The 19,330-nt window shown below is 70.6% G+C and carries 9 protein-coding genes; 6 read left to right on the plus strand and 3 right to left on the minus strand.

All coding sequences use genetic code 11. The annotated features are described in order from the left end of the window. Positions 1–266: hypothetical protein (locus tag Q5716_RS10055; protein ID WP_305003001.1), on the minus strand; the 266-nt coding region annotated here is incomplete at its 3' end. A gap of 142 nt (positions 267–408) precedes the next feature. On the opposite strand from Q5716_RS10055, the gene Q5716_RS10060 reads away from it, so the two are divergent. From Q5716_RS10060 to Q5716_RS10080, 5 genes are all read left to right on the plus strand, one after another. Further along, positions 409–2,928, plus strand: a complete 2,520-nt coding sequence (locus Q5716_RS10060; protein ID WP_305003002.1) for an AAA family ATPase — start codon at positions 409–411, stop codon at positions 2,926–2,928. Between the two features lie 236 nt (positions 2,929–3,164). Next, positions 3,165–8,375, plus strand: coding sequence for a DUF11 domain-containing protein (locus Q5716_RS10065; RefSeq protein ID WP_305003003.1), 5,211 nt, complete (start codon positions 3,165–3,167; stop codon positions 8,373–8,375). 122 nt (positions 8,376–8,497) lie between these two features. Next, positions 8,498–10,159 (plus strand): sigma-70 family RNA polymerase sigma factor, encoded by a 1,662-nt coding sequence (locus tag Q5716_RS10070; protein ID WP_305003004.1) that lies wholly within the window; start codon positions 8,498–8,500, stop codon positions 10,157–10,159. Positions 10,160–10,272: 113 nt separating this feature from the next. Then, positions 10,273–11,868, plus strand: coding sequence for an SdrD B-like domain-containing protein (locus Q5716_RS10075; RefSeq protein WP_305003005.1), 1,596 nt, complete (start codon positions 10,273–10,275; stop codon positions 11,866–11,868). Between the two features lie 86 nt (positions 11,869–11,954). Next, the gene (locus Q5716_RS10080) at positions 11,955–12,929 is read left to right on the plus strand and encodes a Gfo/Idh/MocA family protein (RefSeq protein ID WP_305003006.1); all 975 of its coding nucleotides are present in this window, start codon (positions 11,955–11,957) and stop codon (positions 12,927–12,929) included. A 118-nt stretch (positions 12,930–13,047) separates the two neighbouring features. On the opposite strand, the gene Q5716_RS10085 is transcribed toward Q5716_RS10080, so the two are convergent. Together Q5716_RS10085 and Q5716_RS10090 are read right to left on the minus strand one after the other, a co-directional pair. Further along, positions 13,048–14,538 (minus strand): sialidase family protein, encoded by a 1,491-nt coding sequence (locus tag Q5716_RS10085; RefSeq protein WP_305003007.1) that lies wholly within the window; start codon positions 14,536–14,538, stop codon positions 13,048–13,050. 93 nt (positions 14,539–14,631) lie between these two features. Continuing rightward, a complete protein-coding gene (locus tag Q5716_RS10090; RefSeq protein ID WP_305003008.1) occupies positions 14,632–16,536 on the minus strand; it encodes an AAA family ATPase in 1,905 nt (634 codons plus the stop codon). Positions 16,537–16,719: 183 nt separating this feature from the next. Here Q5716_RS10090 and Q5716_RS10095 point away from each other — a divergent pair, with 183 nt between their 5' ends. After that, positions 16,720–19,221, plus strand: coding sequence for a 5'-nucleotidase C-terminal domain-containing protein (locus Q5716_RS10095; RefSeq protein WP_305003009.1), 2,502 nt, complete (start codon positions 16,720–16,722; stop codon positions 19,219–19,221). The last annotated feature ends 109 nt before the right edge of the window (positions 19,222–19,330 follow it).

Here is a 19,330-nt window from a genome sequence, read left to right on the forward strand (position 1 = left end):
GTCAGGCTCACCCCCGTGAGCTGCTGCACCGCCTTCTCCGGTGTCCGCGCGCCGGTGCGGGCGGCGAGGCCGCCCTGTCCGAGCTCCCGAGCCGACCGTCGGGCGAGCTCACCCGAGATCGCCGCGACCACCGCATCCACCCGCCGCCGGGCCGCACCGGACTCGCGCTGCAACTGCAGCAGCGCCTCATCGGACACTGCACCGAGCCCGGAAACGTCGGGCAGCACCACCACACTCGTGGAGGTCTGAACGCCCGGTGTCTGCATGCCTCAAGTCTATCATCCATCGAACACAGATTCGATACTTGTGGACAACTGCCAGAGACGAGGGCCAGACCGCAACCACGACATCGCTCGCCCGACCACCCCTAGGATCGAAGAGCACGACCACCGGGGGGATTCACACGTCATGCAGTATGTGCCACGACTGCCGGACTGGGTGACGCCGAGGCCGCGGCTCTACGGCGCCCTCGACACCGCGGCGGCGGGCGGACTCGTGCTCGTGCACGGCGCGCACGGCTCGGGCAAGACGGTGGCCGTTGCCGAGTGGGCGCGGCAGCGCGCCGGAGCGGGAGCCTGGGTCACGCTCGACCCGAGTACCCGGTCGCGGCGGGCGGTGTGGCGTCGCATCCTTCGCGCTCTGGAGCTGGATGACTCGTCCCGCTTGCTCGCCGAGTTCGAGTCGAGCGATCCGGGCGCGTTCCGCGAGGCGATCGGCTGGGCGCTCTCGGAGGAGCCGCGCGTGATCGTCCTCGATGAGACCGACCACCTCGACGACCCCGAGTTCGCGGAGGATGTGCGCTACCTCGTCGCGAGCAGCGCTGCGGGTTTCGTGCTCATCGGTCTTGCTCCCTTCTTCGCGAGGGATGCCCTGCCCCTGCTCGCGGCGGTCGAGCTGTCTCCCGCCGAGCTCGCCCTTGACGAGCAGGAGACGGCGGCGGTCCTGGCCGCGGTCGGCGTGCCCGCTCCGCTCGCCCCGTACGTGCACGAGCGAGCGAGCGGCTGGGTTCAGGGCACTCTCGCCGTCGGCCGCGCACTCAGCGAGGGCACCGCGACTCGAGCGTTCCGCGACGTCGTCGACGACATCCTCGAGCGCGAGTCGTCGGGCGCGCTCGTGATTCTGCGCGGGCTCCCGGGCGATGTGCAGCGCGTCGCCCGGCTGGCGGCCGTGCTCGGCCCCGCCCCGGCGGAGGCGCTCGGAGCGCTCGCGCCCGCGGTCGACATCGACGGCGCTCTCGCGGAGCTCGTCTCGGCGGGACTCGGCATGTGGACGGAGACGGAGCGCGGCGGGCAGTTCCGCCTCGCGCCGCACCTCGCCTCCGTGCTCGAGCGCGGCGCGCCGGAAACCCGCGACTCCGAGGTCATCCGCGCGGCCGCCCGGCTCGCCGAGGAGTCCGGCCGGAGCGCCGACGCGGCACGTCTCCTGCGGTCCATCAGCGACTGGTCGGCGCTGCGGCAGCTCGCCCAGCGCAGCTTCCGCGAGGCGCTCGTCATGGACCAGCAGGACTGGCTCGCGGTGACCCGCACCCTCCCCGTCGTGGTGCTCCAGCGCGAGCCGGTGCTCGCGGTGCTCCACACCCTCCTCGTGAATGCGGATCCGCGCAGCGGCGCATCCCAGCTCCGGGCGACGGTCGCGCTCGCCCTCTCGCACATCGGCAACCGGCTCCAGTCGAGCCCCGATCCGGTCGACGCCGTCTGGACGACCGTCTCGCTGCTCGGCGCCCAACGCGTGGGCGGCCGGTACGGCGCCGCGCTCAAGACGGCGACGACCCTCGACTCGCTCCTCCACTCGCTGACCGCGCGCGACCGCGAGGAGGTGGAGCCGCTGCTGCCGACCGCCCTCGTGCACATCGGCACGACGCGCCTCTACTCGGGCCACGTCGCGGAGTCGCGCGAGGACTTCCAGCTGTCGGTGCGGTCGCCGCTCGTGTCGGAGTGGGGCGTGCTGCACGCCGCGAGCGCGATCGCCCTCACGTTCGCCCTCGAGGGCGAGTTCGAGCACGCGGCGGAGGCCGTCGCCACTGTGCGCGCGGCCCCGAAGCCGCGCTCGTGGCACGGTACCTACTCGGCGTCGGGTACGCACCTCGCGGAGGCCCTCCTCGCCGTGGAGCGCGGCGACGCCGACACCGCCGATGAGCGGCTCGACGCGATCGAGCGGCACTTCGAGACGATCGAGCACTGGCCCCTCATGCTGTGGTCGCGCGCCCAGTCGAGCATGCTGCGGGGGGTGACGGAGTCCGCCGAGTGGGAGCTCGCCGAGCGCATCCGCCGCCGAGCGCGTCGCGCGCCGACGAGCGAGTGGATGACCGCCCTCCTGCTCGCCCAGCGCGTCGACCTGCTCCTCGCCACCGGCCAGGATGCCCGAGCCCTGCGCCTCCTCGACTCGGCGCGCTCCTCCACCGCTCTGCCGGTGCGAGTGGCCCGCGCCCGCGTGCGCTTGTTCGCGGGCGAGCCGGACGCGGCCGCGGCCCAGGCGGCGCGCATCCTCGATCACGACGACCTGCCGGTGCGCTGGCGGCTGCACGCGCTCCTCGTGAGCGCGGTCGCGCACTCGAGGTTGGGCGTGGTGGAGAGCGCGGATGCCGCGTCCCGGGCCGCCGCCCTCCTTGTCGAGTCGCACGGGCTCCGGTCGCCCTTGACCGCGTTCCCCGCTGGCGACCTCGAGCCCCTCGGTCTCCTGCGCGCCGACCCGGCCGCCGACCCCTCGGCGGACCCGTTCGCCGCGCGGCCGAGCCTCGACCGGCTGACCGCGGCCGAGTCGGCGGTGCTCGCCGCGCTCGCGACCCACTCGTCGGCGTCGAGCATCGCGTCGGAGCTCTACCTCTCCCCCAACACGGTGAAGGCGCACTTGCGGTCGATCTACCGCAAGCTCGGGGCGTCGAGTCGCGCGCAGGCCCTCGCCCGCGCGCGCACCGCCGGGCTGCTCTGATCGCGCCTCCTCGCGGGTGTTAAGGCGGGGGTTAAGTTTCGACCCGAGCCCTCGCCGCTCCGAGAGGGTGGTGCAGTCGGACGCCTCTGCACCAGCGCGCTCCGCGCTCCCTCGGGTGGAGTGCGGCAGTGCAGCAGCGGGCTCCGGTGCGCGATCGGCGGGCCTGCGGTGGCCCCCGATCGCGGCGGGGATGAGTGCGACCTCACGTCGCGCGCTGCAGGGGATTGGACTCACACATGAACAGCTCGCTTCGGGCATCCAGCACCGGTCGGACTCCGAGGCGGGGCAGCCGGCTCGCCGGGGCGGGGCGGCGCGCGCTCGCCCTCGTCGGCACGGTCGCGGTGCTGCTCTCCGGTTTCGTCGGCGGACTGCCGGCGGCGACGGCCGCGGGCTCGGGCGTGCTCACGGTGGGCATCACTCCTGTCGACTACGCGACCGGCGACCCGCAGTCGACGGCGGGCACCGGCCAGCACGGCGACCGCGTCGCCTACCGCGTGACGTTCACGTGCGCCGTCGCGGCGTGCGAGAACACGACGGTGCAGCTCGCTCCCTCGCAGCCGGACCCGAACGGCCTCGCCGCGCAGAACCCGTTCGCGGCGGCTCGCGAGACGCTCCTCAAGTACGAGACCTGGACCCCGCCGACGACGGGTGGCACGATCTCGGGCACGGATGCCACGGGCAAGCTCGTGAGCCTCGGCACGCTCGCCCCGGGTTCCGGCGGCACCTTCCTCGTCGTCTACAACTGGACGGACACCGGCACCGCGAACGTCATCTGGGCGGCGCAGTACTACCCGGACGGCTTCGACATCGCGAACTCCGCGACGATCTCCTCGCCGACCGCCGTCGAGGACCGAGTGGCGACGGCGCCGACCGTCGAGTGGCAGAACACCCTGCCGAGCCCGGCGATCGCCACGAACCTCACCAATGGCGCGAGCGTCGGCCCGAACGTCAACGTCACGTACCAGATCGGCATGGGATCCGGTGCCCTCATCCCCGCGGGCAGCGGCCGCATCGCGGGCTTCGCGCGCCTCCAGGCGGCGGGCGGCTGGTACGTCTCCGAGAAGCTCCCCGCCGAGGCGGTCTTCGTGTCGGCGAGCGACGGCGGCTTCTACGACGCAGCGACCCACTCGATCATCTGGAACCGCGGCTACGACGCGACCGGCACCTACACGGGCCCGGTCGCCGACGCCGGCGGCGGTTTCGGCTCCGCCTCGTTCGCGCAGTGGTCGCAGCAGCGCGGCTACAACCACCGCACGGTGGTGGTCTCGTTCCCCGCGGCCAACTTCGCCGAGGCCGACGAGACCGGCTGCAACTTCGAGAAGTCGGTGACGTTCTCGGAGAGCGTCGACGTGACCTACCTCGACTCCGCCGCGACCGAGAAGTCCGCGACGAACAGCAAGTCGATCGTCGTCGCGTGCTGGGACCCCTTCGGCCGTGGTGGCGCCGCCAAGGACACCACCAACGACGGCGGCAACGCGAGCAACCGCGGCGTGTACGTCCCGCCGTCGGTCACCGGGATGACGTGCCCCTCGAGCGGCACGGACGACTGGGGCCGCGCCTGCACTCCCGGCCAGCCGCTCGCCGCGTTCTCGCCCAACGTCAAGTACTGGGAGGTCTACGGCTACAACCGCGGCAACGTGCCCGGCGTCGTGACGATCGTCGACAGCGACCTGGACAAGCCCGGGATGCCCGTCAACAGCATCCAGATGTCGCCGAGCGCGACGGTCGACTACCAGTACCAGTGCGGCACGTCCGCCCCCGTCTCGGCGACCTTCACCGGCGCGACGGTGACGCTCACCACGACCCAGCAGGCCAACGGCTGCCGCATCATCTCGGCCGAGGTGACGAGCGGCACCCTGGCGGCTGGCAACATCCGTCCCACGGACAATGGCACCGGAACGCCGCAGCGCGTGCGCTTCGTGTACGCCGTGGCGCCGGGGACTGCGGTCACCGGAGTCTCCGTCACCAACACGGCGAACGTGACGGTCAGCTACCCGGCCTATCCCGAGCTCGACGACGTGGTCGTCGCGCCGGTCTCCCGCACGGCGACCCTCGTGGCGCAGCCCAAGGTGACGACCGTGCCCGCGATCGCGGCATCCATCCCCGCGAGCCCCGCGGTACAGGGCGGCGGCCAGGCGGTCCCCGGCAGCTCGGTCACGTTCAGCGTCGGCGGCGCGACCAACAACATCCCGCTCGACTCGGCGTTCGTGCCGCAGTACGTCTTCATCGCGCCCGTCGGGTGGAGCGTCGTCGAGGGCAGCGCGGCATTCAGTGGCACCGTGCCCGCCGGCGCGATCGTCAGCTACCGCACGGTGACGATCGGCGGCGTGGACCGTCAGGCGGTCGTGGCCACGTGGCCCGCGGGCACCGACTTCGGCCGCAATGTCGTCCTCCCGGCGATGACCGTCGTCGCGAAGCCCACGTTCGCCGTCGCGGCGGGCACGTCGAGCGTCTTCGACTCGTGGCTCGGCGACTCGGCGCACTCGTGGGACAACACCCAGGCGACCCGCACGGGGGCCATCCAGGACACCGCCGACGTCGACGGCGACGGCACCACGACCGAGTGGTTCTCCCGCACGACCGGCTCGGTCCTCGTCTCCTCGGCGGACGGCATGACGATCCTCAAGGAGATCTGCCTCCCCGACGAGTCGGAGGCGGACGGCTGCGACTGGATCTCCGACCCGGGCAACGCCGTCCCGGTCTCGACGGTCGCCGACGACATCCGCTACCGCGTCACCGTGCAGAACACCGGCAACACGAACCTCACCGGCGTCGTGGGCTACGACATCCTGCCGTACGTCGGCGACACGGGAACGACCGACTCGTCGGCGGCGACCCCCCGCGGCTCGGAGTTCGAGCAGACCCTCATCTCGGTGAGCGACGTGAGCTCGAACGTAACGCTCGCGTACTCGGCATCCACCCAGCCCGCGCGCCCGCAGGTCTACTCGGGCGGCGGCACCACGAATGACTGGTCGGCTTCCGCCGCCGGCAAGAAGGCGATCCGGATGACCGTCTCGGGATCGCTCGCGCCCGGCGCGACCGCGACCTTCCAGTACCTCGCCGAGGTCGGAGCGGGTGCGACCGCCGACGCGGTCGCGTGCAACTCGGTCGCCGTGGCATCCACGCAGATCGGCGTCCTCGAGCCGCCCGCCGTGTGCGCCGTCGCGACCGAGGCCGACCTGACTGCGGATGGCCCGGCGACGGTCGCCGCCCAGCTCGGCCGTCCCGTCGTGCTGCCCTTCGAGTTCGCCCTCGCGGCGGGCTCGGCGACGGCGCCCGCCGAGGTGACGATCTCGATCCCCGTCGGTGTCGAGGTCCCCAGCCTCGACATCGACGGCTGGGACTGCTCGAGCACGAGCGCGGTTCCCGTCCAGGGCCCCGCCGACGTGATCTGCGCCCCGGATGCCGCGACTCTCGCCCTCGGCGCCCCGGCGCTCGGCCTGCCGCTCCCCGTCATCCTCAGCGAGGACGGCATCGAGGTGACCGCGCTCGTCGCCGGCCCGCTGCACGACCCGCAGTCGGGCAACAACTCGCACACGATCGCCATCCCGACGGCGGCCGCTGCGGCGAGCGGCGAGCTGGCCGTGACGAAGTCCGATGGCATCCCCGCCCTCGTCGTCGGCCAGCTCGCCACCTACACGATCACCGTGGAGAACCCCCTCGAGCTCGAGGCGCTCACGGACGTCGAGGTCGTCGACGAGCTGCCCGCAGGGCTCGAGTTCGTGTCGGCGACCGCCGGCGGCGTGCTCTCCGACGGAGCGGTGGAGTGGGTCATCCCGACGATCGCCGCGGGCGGCAGCGCCTCGGTCAGCGTGACGGTCCGCCTCGGCGCGACCGAGCTCGACGAGATCACCAACACTGCGACCGCCTCCGCGGCCGACCCCGCGTTCGAGGAGGAGACCTTCTCCGGCGAGGCGAGCGACACCGACCTCATCGACCGCATCGCGATCGAGAAGTCGGCGGTCGTGGCGTCGAGCCCCGACTCCGAGCCGCGCCCGGGTGACGTCGTGACGTACACGTTCGTCGTGTCCAACGAGGGCGGCGGCGAGCTCACGGGGGTCGAGATCTCCGACCTGCTGCCCGGGCTCTCGGGCATCACGGTGCAGTCGTGGCCCGGGGACGTCGGGGTGCTGCCGGCGGGAGCATCCATCACCGCGACCGCGACGTACGTGCTCACCGTGGCCGACACCGACCGCGGCACCCTCGACAACACGGCGACAGCGACCGCCGCGTCGTCGGGCGGATCGAGCGTGACCGACGAGTCGAGCGTCGAGCTGCTGTTCGCCGCGGAGCCGTCGCTCACGATCGTGAAGTCCGCCTCGCCGGGCACCCTCGTCGCCGGCCAGGAGGTGACCTACAGCTTCGTGGTCACCAACACCGGCAACGTGACCGTGAACGACGTGGTCATCACGGAGACCGAGTTCACCGGTACCGGCGAGCTGTCGCCGCTGACCTGCGCGAGCGACCCTGCGGTCCTCGTGCCCGACGCCCAGCTCATCTGCCAGGCGACCTACGTGATCACCCAGGACGACGTGGATGCCGCGAGCCTGTCGAACACCGCGACCGCCTCGGCCATCACGCCCCTCGGCCCCGTGCCCGCGGACCCCTCGGACGTGCAGCTGCCGTTCGACCAGGCGCCCGGAGTGAGCCTCGTCAAGTCGGCGAACGTGGAGACGTTCGACGCGGTCGGCGACCTCATCGACTACCGCTTCCGCGTGACGAACACCGGCAACGTGTCGATCGACGCCGTCGCGATCGCGGAGGACTCCTTCTCGGGAGCGGGCACTGCGCCCGAGGTGACCTGCCCCGCGGGAGCGCTGCTGCCCGGCCAGTTCGTGGACTGCACGGCGTTGTCGTACGCGGTCGTGCAGGCCGACCTGGATGCGGGTTCCGTGTCGAACTCGGCAACCGCGACGGCCACCGCCCCCGGTGACGAGTCGCTCGAGTCCGACCCGTCGAGCGTGACCGTCGACTTCGACGGCGTCGAGGGGCTCCTGCTCGAGAAGACCGGCACGCCCGTGGACGCGAACGGCGACGGCATCATCACCGCCGGCGACCGCATCCTCTGGTCGTTCACCGCGACGAACACGGGCGTCACCACACTCGTGGACCTCGAGGTGCTCGACCCGACGGCGGGCGAGGTGACGTGCGAGGCGACGACCCTGGCCCCCGGCGAGTCGGTGGACTGCGCGGCGGCCGAGCACGTGATCACGAGCACCGAGGCCGCGTCGGGTCGAGTGAGCAACACGGCGATGGCGACCGCGACCGGGGCCGGTGGCGTCGTCGTGGCGAGTGAGGCCGCGACCGCCGTGGTGGCGGCGAAGCCTCAGCCGCTCGCCTTCACCGGGTTCGACCTCGCGCCGTCGCTCCTCGCGGCCGCTGCGGCCCTCGGCCTCATGGCGCTCGGCTTCGTGGCACTGCGCCGCCGCCGCACGCAGCAGGAGTAGCCCTCGGATGCCCGCCCGCCGAGGTGCGGGCGGGCATCCGTTTCTCCTTCTCGCGTCATGTGCGCCGACAGGGAGGGTCTACTACTCGAGGGTGTCCGCGCACCCGACGGAACGGGGGACGGATGGACCGGCACGCTCGCCGGCGACTCAGCGATGAGGAGCTGGCAGATCGGGCCCGCTCCGGCGACGCCGAGTCCTTCGCTCAGCTGTGGGAGCGGCACTCCCGCCCCGGGTACACGGCCGCGCGCCACTTCTCGTCGATCGCCGACCCGGACGACATCGTCGCGGAGGCGTACACGCGCATCCTCGGTGCCATCCAGCGCGGCGGCGGCCCGCGCGAGGCGTTCCGCCCCTATCTGTACCGCACGATCCGCAACGTCGCGCTCGACTGGCGCTCGGCGAGGTCGGCGCTGCCCCTCGACGAGGTCGACGAGCTCGCAGATGACTCGGTGGACGTCGAGACCTCGGTCGTCGAGTCGACCATCACCGTGCGCGCCTTCCGCTCGCTGCCCGAGCGGTGGCAGACGGTGCTCTGGTACACCGAGGTGGAGGGCATGGCGGTCGCGGACGTCGCACCGCTCATGGGTCTCACTCCGGCGAGCACGGCGGCGCTCGCCTACCGGGCGCGCGACGGTCTCCGCTCGGCGTGGGTGCAGGCGCACGTGAGCGACCTGCGGGTGCCCGCCGAGTGCCGGTGGACCACCGAGCGGATGGGCGACTACGCGCGCGGCGGCCTCACCCCGCGGGCTCGAGCGCGCTTCGCGTCGCACCTGGCCACATGCGGTCGCTGCTCGATCCTGCTCGAGGAGGTCGACACCATCTCCAGTCGGCTCGCCGCGTTCCTGCTGCCGACCGTGCTCGGAGGGGCGGTCGCCGCGCAGCTCATCGCGCAGTGGGGGCCGGAGGGCGCGTCGGCGAGCGCGGCGGGGGCCGGAGCATCCCGGCCCGCGCCCCGGTCCGGCGCCTCCCGCGCGCTGCTCGCGTCGGCAAGCGTCGTCGTGGTCGCTGCGGCGGCGACGGGAGTGCTCGCGGCGACGGGGGTGCTCGCGCCCGCGAACACGCCGGCGACGGATGCCGCGGCCCCCGCCCCGGCGCCGAGCGCGAGCATCCCGAGTCCCCCGCCGTCGGCACCTCCGACCCCGGCACCGCCGACGCCGCCCGCGCCACCGGAACCTGTGCCACCGAGCACCGCGCCCCCGGCCCCGCCGCCCCCGCCGCCGCCCCCGGACCCGGTCGACACCGTCGCCCTGCCGCCGGTCACAAGCCTGCCCGTCACCGACCCCCTGTACTTCCTGCCCACGCTGTCCGGAACCGCGGAACCCGCCGCGCTCGTGGACGTCGTCGACGAGAACGGCAACACGGTGGGCCAGGTGCGCGCCGCGAGCGACGGCACCTGGTCGCTCCCCGTTCCCGACCCCGGCCGCGACGGGCTCCAGCTGCGGGCGCGGCAGACCGATACCGCGGGCAATGTCTCGGGACTGTCCGAGGCGACCCCGGCCCTCGTGTTCACGCGGCCGAGCATCCTCGCTCCCGTCGACGGCGCCGTGGTGCCCGCGATCGGCGGGTCGGCGAGCGTGACCGTCAGCCTCGACGGCACACCCGGGATGCTCGTGCAGATCCTCATCGACGGCACCCCCACCGGCAACATCCACACCCTCGGTGCGAGTCCCATCGACCGGGTCACCCCGCCGCTGCCGGTCGGGGCGCACACCGTCGCCGTGCGGTACTACAGCGACGACGCGACGGTCGGGTCGCTCGCGACGGTGTCGTTCGTCGTCGAGTAGCGGCGCTTCCGGAAAAAGTTCCCGAAGTCGCGTCATGCGGGCGTGACCCGGGCCGTGTACTCCCTGGATGCCACCAGCATCCGTGACTCACACGACCGCAACCGGAAAGATCCATGATTCACGTACCTCCGCGCCGATCCGCCGCGCGCACCCTCGTCCGACCTCTCGCCGCCCTCGCCGCGGCGCTCGCCATCGTCGCCGCCGCGCTGCTGCCGACCGCCGCAGCGTCCGCCGCGGAGATCCCCGGCGCCATCCACTCGGTGACCACCGACAAGACCAGCTACGGCTACACCGAGCGCCTCAAGCTCACGTTCGACTGGTCGGTGCCCGACACCGCCGTCGCCGGCGACACGTTCACCCTCGCCCTCCCGCCCGAGCTCAAGGCCGTCAGCCTCGCGAAGTTCGCCCTGCTCGCCGCCGACGGCTCCGTCGTCGCGAACGCGCAGTGGTCGGGTAACGCCGTCGTCTTCACGCTCACCGACTACGCCGACACCCACGACGGGGTCGGCGGCAGCGGCTTCCTCACCGTGCAGTGGGACCACACCCAGACCCCCGAGACCTCGGCACCGATCGTGCTCGAGTTCGAGAGCAACGCCGTCGAGGTGATCATCGGCGACAAGCCGACCCCGCAACCGCCGTGCACGACCGACTGCCCGCCGGTCCCGCCGACGCCGACGACCCGCTCGCTCGCGAAGAGCGGCGGCTGGACGGATGGCGCGTTCGAGGGCACCCGCGACGAGTCATCCAACATCGCGTGGCGCATCTCCCTGCCGGGCAACGAGACCGGATTCGAGGGCCCCATCGAGGTCGTCGACACCCCCGCCGCGGGCAGCATCATCGAGTGCAGCACGATCGAACTCACCACGCAGCTCACCCTCGAGGGCTCGGCCGCGAAGTCGCCCGTCGACCCGACGCGCTACTCGGTGGAGTGCTCGCCGACGACGTTCACCGTCGTGCTCGACTCGATCGCCCCGACCGAGTTCATCTCGATCACCTACAAGGGCACCATCACCAACCAGCTCTCCGGCACCTACGCGAACCACGTCGAGGTGACGATCGCCGGGGTGACCACCATCAAGGACACCGTCATCAAGCGCACCGACGCGGGCGGCATCGGCGGCGGCGTGCAGAGCGTGTCGGTCGGCGACTACGTCTGGCTGGACGAGGACCGCGACGGAATCCAGGATGCTGAGGAGCCGGGCATCCCGGGCGTCACGCTCGTGCTCACCGGACCGGGCGGCGCTCCCGTCACCGACGTCACCGGTGCCCCCGTCGGCCCGACCGTGACCGATGCGGACGGCCGCTACCTGTTCGCGAACCTGCCGGTGCTGCCGGCCGGCCAGCACTACGCGGTGACGATCGACGCGGATGCCTCGGCCGAGGCTCTCGAGGGGCTCGAGCCCACGAAGCCGGGCGCCGGTTCCGACCCCGCGGAGGACTCCTCGACGGAGAGCGCGGAGTCGACCGACCTCACCACGAACGGCGCGCAGGACCTCACGCTCGACTTCGGCTTCGTCACGCCCGAGCTGCCGACCCTGCCCGAGGGCCCGGAAGACCCCGAGACCCCGACGCTGCCCGCGCCCCCGGCGGACGGCGACCGGCTCGCCCTGACCGGCTCGGAGGTTCCGATGCCGTTCGCGCTCGGCGCGCTCGTGCTGCTGCTCGGCGGAGCCGCCACCCTCCTCATCGCCCGGACCCGACAGCGCTGATGAGGGCGTGCTCCCGCGGGTCCACCCCTTCGCGCCCGCGGGAGCACGCAGCCCTTCCTCTCGGACCCTGCGCGTAGGCTGACCCCATGCTGACCATCGGAGTCCTCGGCGCCGCGCGCATCACCGACAACGCCCTCCTCAAGCCGGCCGCCGAGGTCGACGGCGTCGAGGTCACCGCGGTCGCGGCGCGGAGTCGCGGGCGGGCCCAGGAGTGGGCTGCGAAGCACGGCATCCCGACCGTCCACGACAGCTACGAGGCGCTCCTCGCCGACCCGGCCATCGACGCCGTGTACATCCCGCTGCCCAACGGGCTGCACGGCCGCTGGACTCTCGCCGCCCTCGAGGCCGGCAAGCACGTGCTGTGCGAGAAGCCGTTCACGGCGAATGCCGACGAGGCGCGCGAGGTGGCGGCGGCCGCTGCATCCAGCCCGCTCGTCGTCATGGAGGCGCACCACACGTCGCACCACCCGCAGACGAAGCGCGCCGCCGAGATCGTGGCGAGCGGGATGCTCGGCGACCTCGTCTCCGCGGAGGCGTCGTTCATCGTGCCGATGCCACCGAGCGACGACATCCGCTGGAACCCCGACCTCGCCGGCGGCTCCCTCATGGACCTCGGCTGCTACCCGCTGCGGTGGCTGCGGGACGTGCTCGGGTCGGTTCCGACGGTGGTGTCGGCCGTGGCATCCGACCGCGACGGAATCGACGCGTCGATGGATGCCCGGCTCGACTACGACGGAGTCCCCGCGCGCGTCCGTGCCGCGATGTGGACCACGCCCCCGCTCCTCATCGGCGCGAAGGTCGTCGGCTCGGCGGCGACCATGAAGGTGCGCATTCCCTACGCGCCCCAGACCGGCGGCAAGATCTCCGTCACGGGCGAGGGCGTTCGGCTGCGCGAGAAGGCGTCGTCGAAGGCGAGCTACACGTTCCAGCTGGAGGCGTTCCGCGACGCGGTGATCGCCGGCGGCCCGGTGCTGACGGATGCCGCGGCCGCCGTCGAGACGATGCAGACGATCGACGACGTGTACCGGGCCGCCGGGATGCAGCCGCGGCGGGTGAGCTAGGGCAGGAACCCGCGCCGACACGGAGCGCAGCGCATCCGCACTCTTCGGCGCAATCCGCAGGCCGAGGCGTGCGGATTGCGCCGAAAGACGCGGATCGCCATTACGGGGCCTTCGCTGGCTAAGCCTCGGCGCGCCGCCGCGCGGCGACGACCCCGACGCCCAGCGCGAGGATCACTCCCGCGAGCACCACTCCGCCGGTCGCGACCGTCGACCCCGTCGCGGCGAGCGCCGGACCCGGGGCCGGGGGCACGAGCCCGCAGGCACCGGTGAGCGAGGAGGCGACCAGCGACTGGTCGCTCGGGCCCGAGCCATCCTGGCCCCAGATCGCTGTGAAGGTCGCGCCCACGCCGGTGACCTGCGGCTCGTTCTCGGCGAGGGTGTCACCGCTGGCGAGGGTGGCGGGCGCCGACCAGGTCGCTCCGGCGTCGCAGCTCACCGAGGCGAAGTAGCTCGGAATGTCGTCAGCGTCGTACTCGAGCCAGGCCGCCACTAGCGCGTCGCCGAGGCTGGCGATCGCCGGAACGTTCTCGAGGCCGTAGGAGGGCGACGTCGTGATGTCGACGGGCGTGGATGCTGCGCTCGCCCCGACGCTCACGGTCGCGTAGTAGAGGGTGGCGCCGTCCATCGTCCCGTCGTGCCACAGCACGCCCGCGGTCGTGGGGCTGACGACGATGGTGCGGAAGTAGCGGAGCTGCCCTGCCGAGGAGCCGACCGGGAACTGCGTCGACCAGCTCGCTCCACCGTCGGTGCTCGTGGCCGCGAAGAGCCCCTCGCCGTCGACGGTGCCGCGGCCCCAGACCGCGACGAGCGTGCCGGCGGACGGCGACACGACGTACGAGTAGATGCCGTTGCCGAGGCCGCCGCTCCAGTCCTCGCCCACGGGAACCTTCGGTCCCCAGGTAGCGCCGCCGTCGGTGCTGACCTTGCTCTGGATGCTGTAGCGCGCGGTATCCCCGTCGAACTCCTGGAAGAGCACGGCGAGCTCGCCGGACGCCGGGCTGGCGATGCTCGCCCGGTTGTACGAGTTCAAGTTCTGCGTGATGACCTGCGCCGAGCCCCACGTCGAGCCGCTGTCCGTCGAGGTGCTCGACAGCTTCGTGAAGCCCTCGTTCCATACGACGGTGAACCCGGTGGCGCCCGCCGAACCGACGACCGGGTCATCCACGTAGCTATCGATCGTCGGGAGCGTCTGCGGGATGCCCCACGACGAGCCGCCGTTCGAGCTCACGGCGACGTGGATCGTGCGGTCGCCGCTCGCCGACTCCACCCACGCGGCGGCGAGGAGGCCGCTCGAGGTGATGCCCAGCGACGGCCGAAACGCGTAGTCGCCGCCGCTGCCCACCGACACGGCCCCGGCCCAGTAGATCCCGCCGTCGATGCTCGTCGCCGACACGATGCCGTCGACCGTCTCGGTGAGAACCGTGATGGTGCCGTCCGGCGCAACGACCGTCGCGCTCGCGTCGCCGTAGGCGTCGGTGACCTCGACCGGAGTCGTCCAGGGGGCGTCGGCCGCGAGCGCCGGGCTCGCGCCGAGAGACAGCAGCGCGGCGAGCGTTGCGGTGCCCAGGAGGGCCGGGATGCTGCGGCGGAACGTTCGGGCGTGCGTCATGTCGTGGCTCCCCTTGGTGGGTGCGCCAGCGTTTGCGCACTAGGGGGAGCTTAGTGGGCCGGTCCTCTCGCTGGCCACGAGCCCCCGTGCTCGCTATGACGATTTGTAATCTAAGGCCGAGGTTAGCTGATCTAGAACGCCGACAATATAGTCCTTACGATCCGCATCGAAGACGTCCCTACCCCCGCTCATGTTGGCGATCCGCTGAGCCAAAGCTGCCTTATCGGGAGCTGCAACTGCGTGGCGCTTACACCACGATTCGACCGCTTTGGAGCGCATTGTCGTGGGTAGCGCTTTTGGTGCGAACGTGGGCAGCGAAGCGTTCCACAATTGAAGCTCGTCGTTGACGGCCTCCATGTAGGCGGACGGATCGATAAGGTCTTCAGTCTCCATCGAGGATCCCGTCACAGGATCCTTGAGCACAACGATTCGCTGGGAAGGCACCGTGGCCGCGAGCTTCTTGTGGATCGAGAGGCCACCAGGATCACCGTCGACCAGGTAAGCGACCTGGCCAGCCTCCGTCTCGAGATTGGCGACCGCTGAAGACGCCACGCTAGACAGTCCGGGCGCCACTTGGAAGGCTAGCTTCGGCTGCCCCGACGCTTGGCGAAGAAGAGTTGGAAGGAGGATGGCCTCAGTGGGACCCTCCCCGATGACTGCTCTGCGAGTTGGCGTAAAAGTAACGGCCGCGGCACCCATACTTGCGAGAAGCGGTGAAAAACCAGAGCCAGTAGTCCAGAACCCGTTCACGAGTTGAGACGTGCCGAGGCCCGTCTGCTGGACTACCCGGACACCATTTCCAATGTCGAACGGCAAGCACCCGAACGAGTGCGTTGTGTAAACGACCTTGGATATCAAACGCTGGCGCGCCAACACTTCAATTAGGTCGGCTTGTGCGTCGTAGTGGAGGTGAGTCTCGATCTCGTCGGCGAGGAGGATTGGGCCATCTTCTGAGCCCTGGATGAACGCGAGGAGTGCGGCGAACCAGCGCATTCCATCGCTGCGCTCCTCAATGCTGGATAGCCCCGAGTCGGAAGGCGTCGTGGCTTGAATAAGCAGGAGACTGTTCTGAAACTCGAATTGAAGCGCGATCTCCTCCTGGTTCCACGAACGGAACACATCCGCAAGCCGCGCGTTTGCACGGTTTCGCCGCGTGGAGGCGTCTGCGATCTCGTTATTGATCAGCTCGTCTCTGAGCGCAGGAAGGTCCAACTCCGCAACATCGGCCAGATGGCGCAGGGCGGGCGGCGGGCTGTCTGCCACCTCCCCGAGATCGTATTCGCGTTGGAGGTTCCGGTCGGCCGGCTCAAAGAGTCGGATCTGCGGGACCCGTAGCTCAAGCGCACGGCGCGCTCGCTCGGTTGGGTGTGGGCTCTTTTCGCCTTCGATAGCGGATTGGAGCGCTATCACGACTGACTCGACTTGTTCCGACTGGTCCTTTGTGAGGTTCTCCGGGCCCAACGTATCTCTGGCGTTTCGAATATCAGATAGGACCGCTTCAAGCTCGGCAAGCTCAGCGGCATCCAGTTCGTCTAGGTCAAGAATCTCTAGGGAACGATCAATCGCGAATACATAGCCGGCTTCGCCCGCCAAGTGCTCGAGGGACCCGTTCGCGTGCATGATCTGCTTGAAAGCTGCCTCGCGAGCTGAACGATCTCTCCAAACTGCTGGGAAGAAGGACCAGCGCCGGACGCCGTCATCCCCCTTTGTGATCGAAACTCGCTGGACTTCTCTGGCTTCCGAGACCGAGTTCAGCTCCGCCCTGTCCAAGTCATCCAGTTGAAACTGCCATTTCAGGAGAGGCTTCGCATCCGAACGTCTCGGATGCTCGTTGGCCTGAAAACGACCGTCCTCGTTCAAGTGGGTTAGAGCTCGGAGCACCGAACTCTTGCCAGCTTCGTTCGGGCCAATCAGCGCGACCATGTCGGCGTGGAGCTTCACAGACGTCGGGGCGACAAACCTTCGGTAGCCCTCGAGTGTGAAGGAAATGAGCTTCATGTGATGAGACTAGTTCGCTATATCGGTTGGCGGTCAGAGGCGCGCGTTCAGAATCGGGCGAGACGTCTGACCGTTCACCCCCCGTTCCCTCGACACCCCAACCGCACCTCGCTTAGGCTGATCCGTGGCCCCCAAAGGGGGCACACCCGACGCCTAGGAATCCCCACACAACGAGGAGCACCCATGCGATCCCCCCGTCACGCCGTCAGGAGGGTCGCGCCGGTCGCAGCCCTCGCCCTGGCCCTCACCGCCCTCGGCACCGCGCCAGCCCACGCGGCCGACCCCCTCACCATCGACCTGTTGAGCATCAACGACTTCCACGGTCGGCTCGAGGCATCCGGCACCGTCGCCGGCGCGGCCGTGCTCGCGGGCATGGTCGACTCGTATCGCGCCGCGAACCCGAACACGCTGTTCGTGGGGGCGGGCGACCTGATCGGGGCGAGCACGTTCACGTCGTTCATCCAGCAGGATGAACCGACCATCGAAGCGCTCAACGTGATGGGCCTCGACACGAGCTCGTTCGGCAACCACGAGTTCGACCAGGGCGTCGACGACGTCGTCAACCGCATCGAACCGCTCACCGACTGGGACTACCTCGCCGCGAACCTCTATGTAAAGGGAACCGAGACCCCCGCGTTCCCCGAGTACTTCGTGCAGGACTTCGGCGACGTGTCCGTCGGCTTCGTCGGCGCCGTGACGGAGGAGCTGCCCAGCCTCGTGTCACCGGCGGGAATCGCATCCATCGACGTCGGCCCGGTCGTGCCGGCCGTCAACCGCGTCGCCGACCAGCTGAGCGACGGCGACGAGACCAACGGCGAGGCCGACGTCGTCGTGCTCCTCATCCACGAGGGCGCGGCCACCACCGATCTTGCGAGCGCGACGGATGACTCGCGCTTCGGTCAAGTCGTGACCGGGGCCAACGCGAACATCGACGCGATCATCTCCGGTCACACGCACCTGGCCTACAACCACACCATCCCGATCCCGGGAACCGATCGCACCCGTCCCGTGATCTCGTCCGGACAGTACGGCGAGAAGTTCGCGCACACCACCATCACGATCGACCCCGACACGGGCGACTTCACGATGGCGACGGAGATCAAGAACCTCGCGGGCGCCTACGCCCCCAACGCGCAGGTCGCGCAGATCGTGTCGGATGCTGTTGCCGTCGCCCGCGAGAAGGGCTCCGTGCCCCTCGGCGAGATCACCGCGGACCTCAACCGCGGCGTGCAGGACAACGCATCCGAGAACCGCGGCGCCGAGTCGACGCTCGGCAACTTCGTCGCCGACGTGCAGCTGTGGGCGACGCAGGAGCTCGGCTCGCAGATCGCCTTCATGAACCCGGGCGGACTCCGCGCCGACCTCAAGTACGCGCTCAACCCCACCACCCCCGGCGACGCGACTGGCGTGGTGACGTACTCGGAGGCGGCCGCGGTGCAGTCGTTCGCGAACACCCTCGTCACGAAGGACCTCACCGGTGCGCAGATCAAGCTCGCCCTCGAGCAGCAGTGGCAGCCTGCCGGAGCGAGCCGCCCGTTCCTCAAGCTCGGAGTGTCCGAGGGCCTCACCTACACGTACGACCCGGCCGCTCCGGCGGGCAGCCGCATCACGAGCATCCTGCTCGATGGCGCCCCGCTCGACCCGAACGCGACCTACAAGGTGACCGTGAACTCGTTCCTCGCGTCTGGGGGCGACAACTTCGGTGCCTTCGCGGAGGGCACCAACTCCGCCGACTCGGGCCGCGTGGATCTCGCGAGCATGGTCGACTACTTCGAGGCGAACCCGACGGTGAGCCCCGACTACGCCCAGCGCGCGGTCGGCGTCACCGTGTCCGCCCCGGATGCCGACGGCTACAGCGCCGGCGACCAGGTGACCCTCGGCCTCTCGTCGCTGCTGTTCACCAACGACGGGCCGCGAGCGGGAACCGCCGTGGTGTCCGCCGACGGCGTCGAGCTCGGCAGCGCGGCGATCGATCCGACGATCGTGAACACGACCGATGAGGTGGGGCGGGCATCCGTCACCATCACGATCCCCGAGGGCACTCGCGCGGGCGAGCTGCCGCTCACGATCACCGTCCCGGAGACGGGCACGACCGCGACCGTGACCCTCACGACTACCTACACGGCCCCGCCCGTGGAGTCGGTGACCGCGCCGAAGATCACCGGCAAGGCCGACGTCGGCAAGACCCTCAAGGTCTCCGACGGAAAGTGGAGCGTCACCGGCGTCAGCCTCACCTACCAGTGGCTGCGCAACGGCGAGCCCATCGAGGGCGCGACGACCAACCGCTACACGCTCACCCTCGACGACGCCGGGGCGACCATCAGCGCAGTGGTCACCGCGTCGGCGGCCGACTACTCCGACGGCCCGGCCGAGTCGAACGCGGTCACCGTCGGCAAGGTCGACACCACCGCGACGATCTCCGTGAACAAGCTGCTCATCCGCAGCGGCGGGACCGTGGATGTCACGGCCACCGTCCGCGCCCCCGCGGGCATCACGCCCACGGGCACGGTGACCGTCCTCTCCGGTAACGAGGTGGTCGCGACGGCCGAGCTGGGACCGAACGGCAAAGCCACCATCCCGGTGTCGGGGCTCGACCGAGGCATCCACCTCCTCACCGTCCGCTACGAGGGCACCGCGCAATTCGAGGGCGACCGCTCGTTCCCGCGCGTGGTGATCGTCTGGTAGTTCTCGGCTGAATGCGATGCGGGTGCAGCGGCAACGTTGCACCCGCATTGCGCTGACGGGGCGTTTGTCAATGGGGAGCGCCGGACTCGCAGGCGTCTGCCATACTCGA

The sequence above is a fragment of the Antiquaquibacter soli genome (assembly GCF_030580675.1).
Classification (GTDB): domain Bacteria; phylum Actinomycetota; class Actinomycetes; order Actinomycetales; family Microbacteriaceae; genus Rhodoglobus; species Rhodoglobus soli.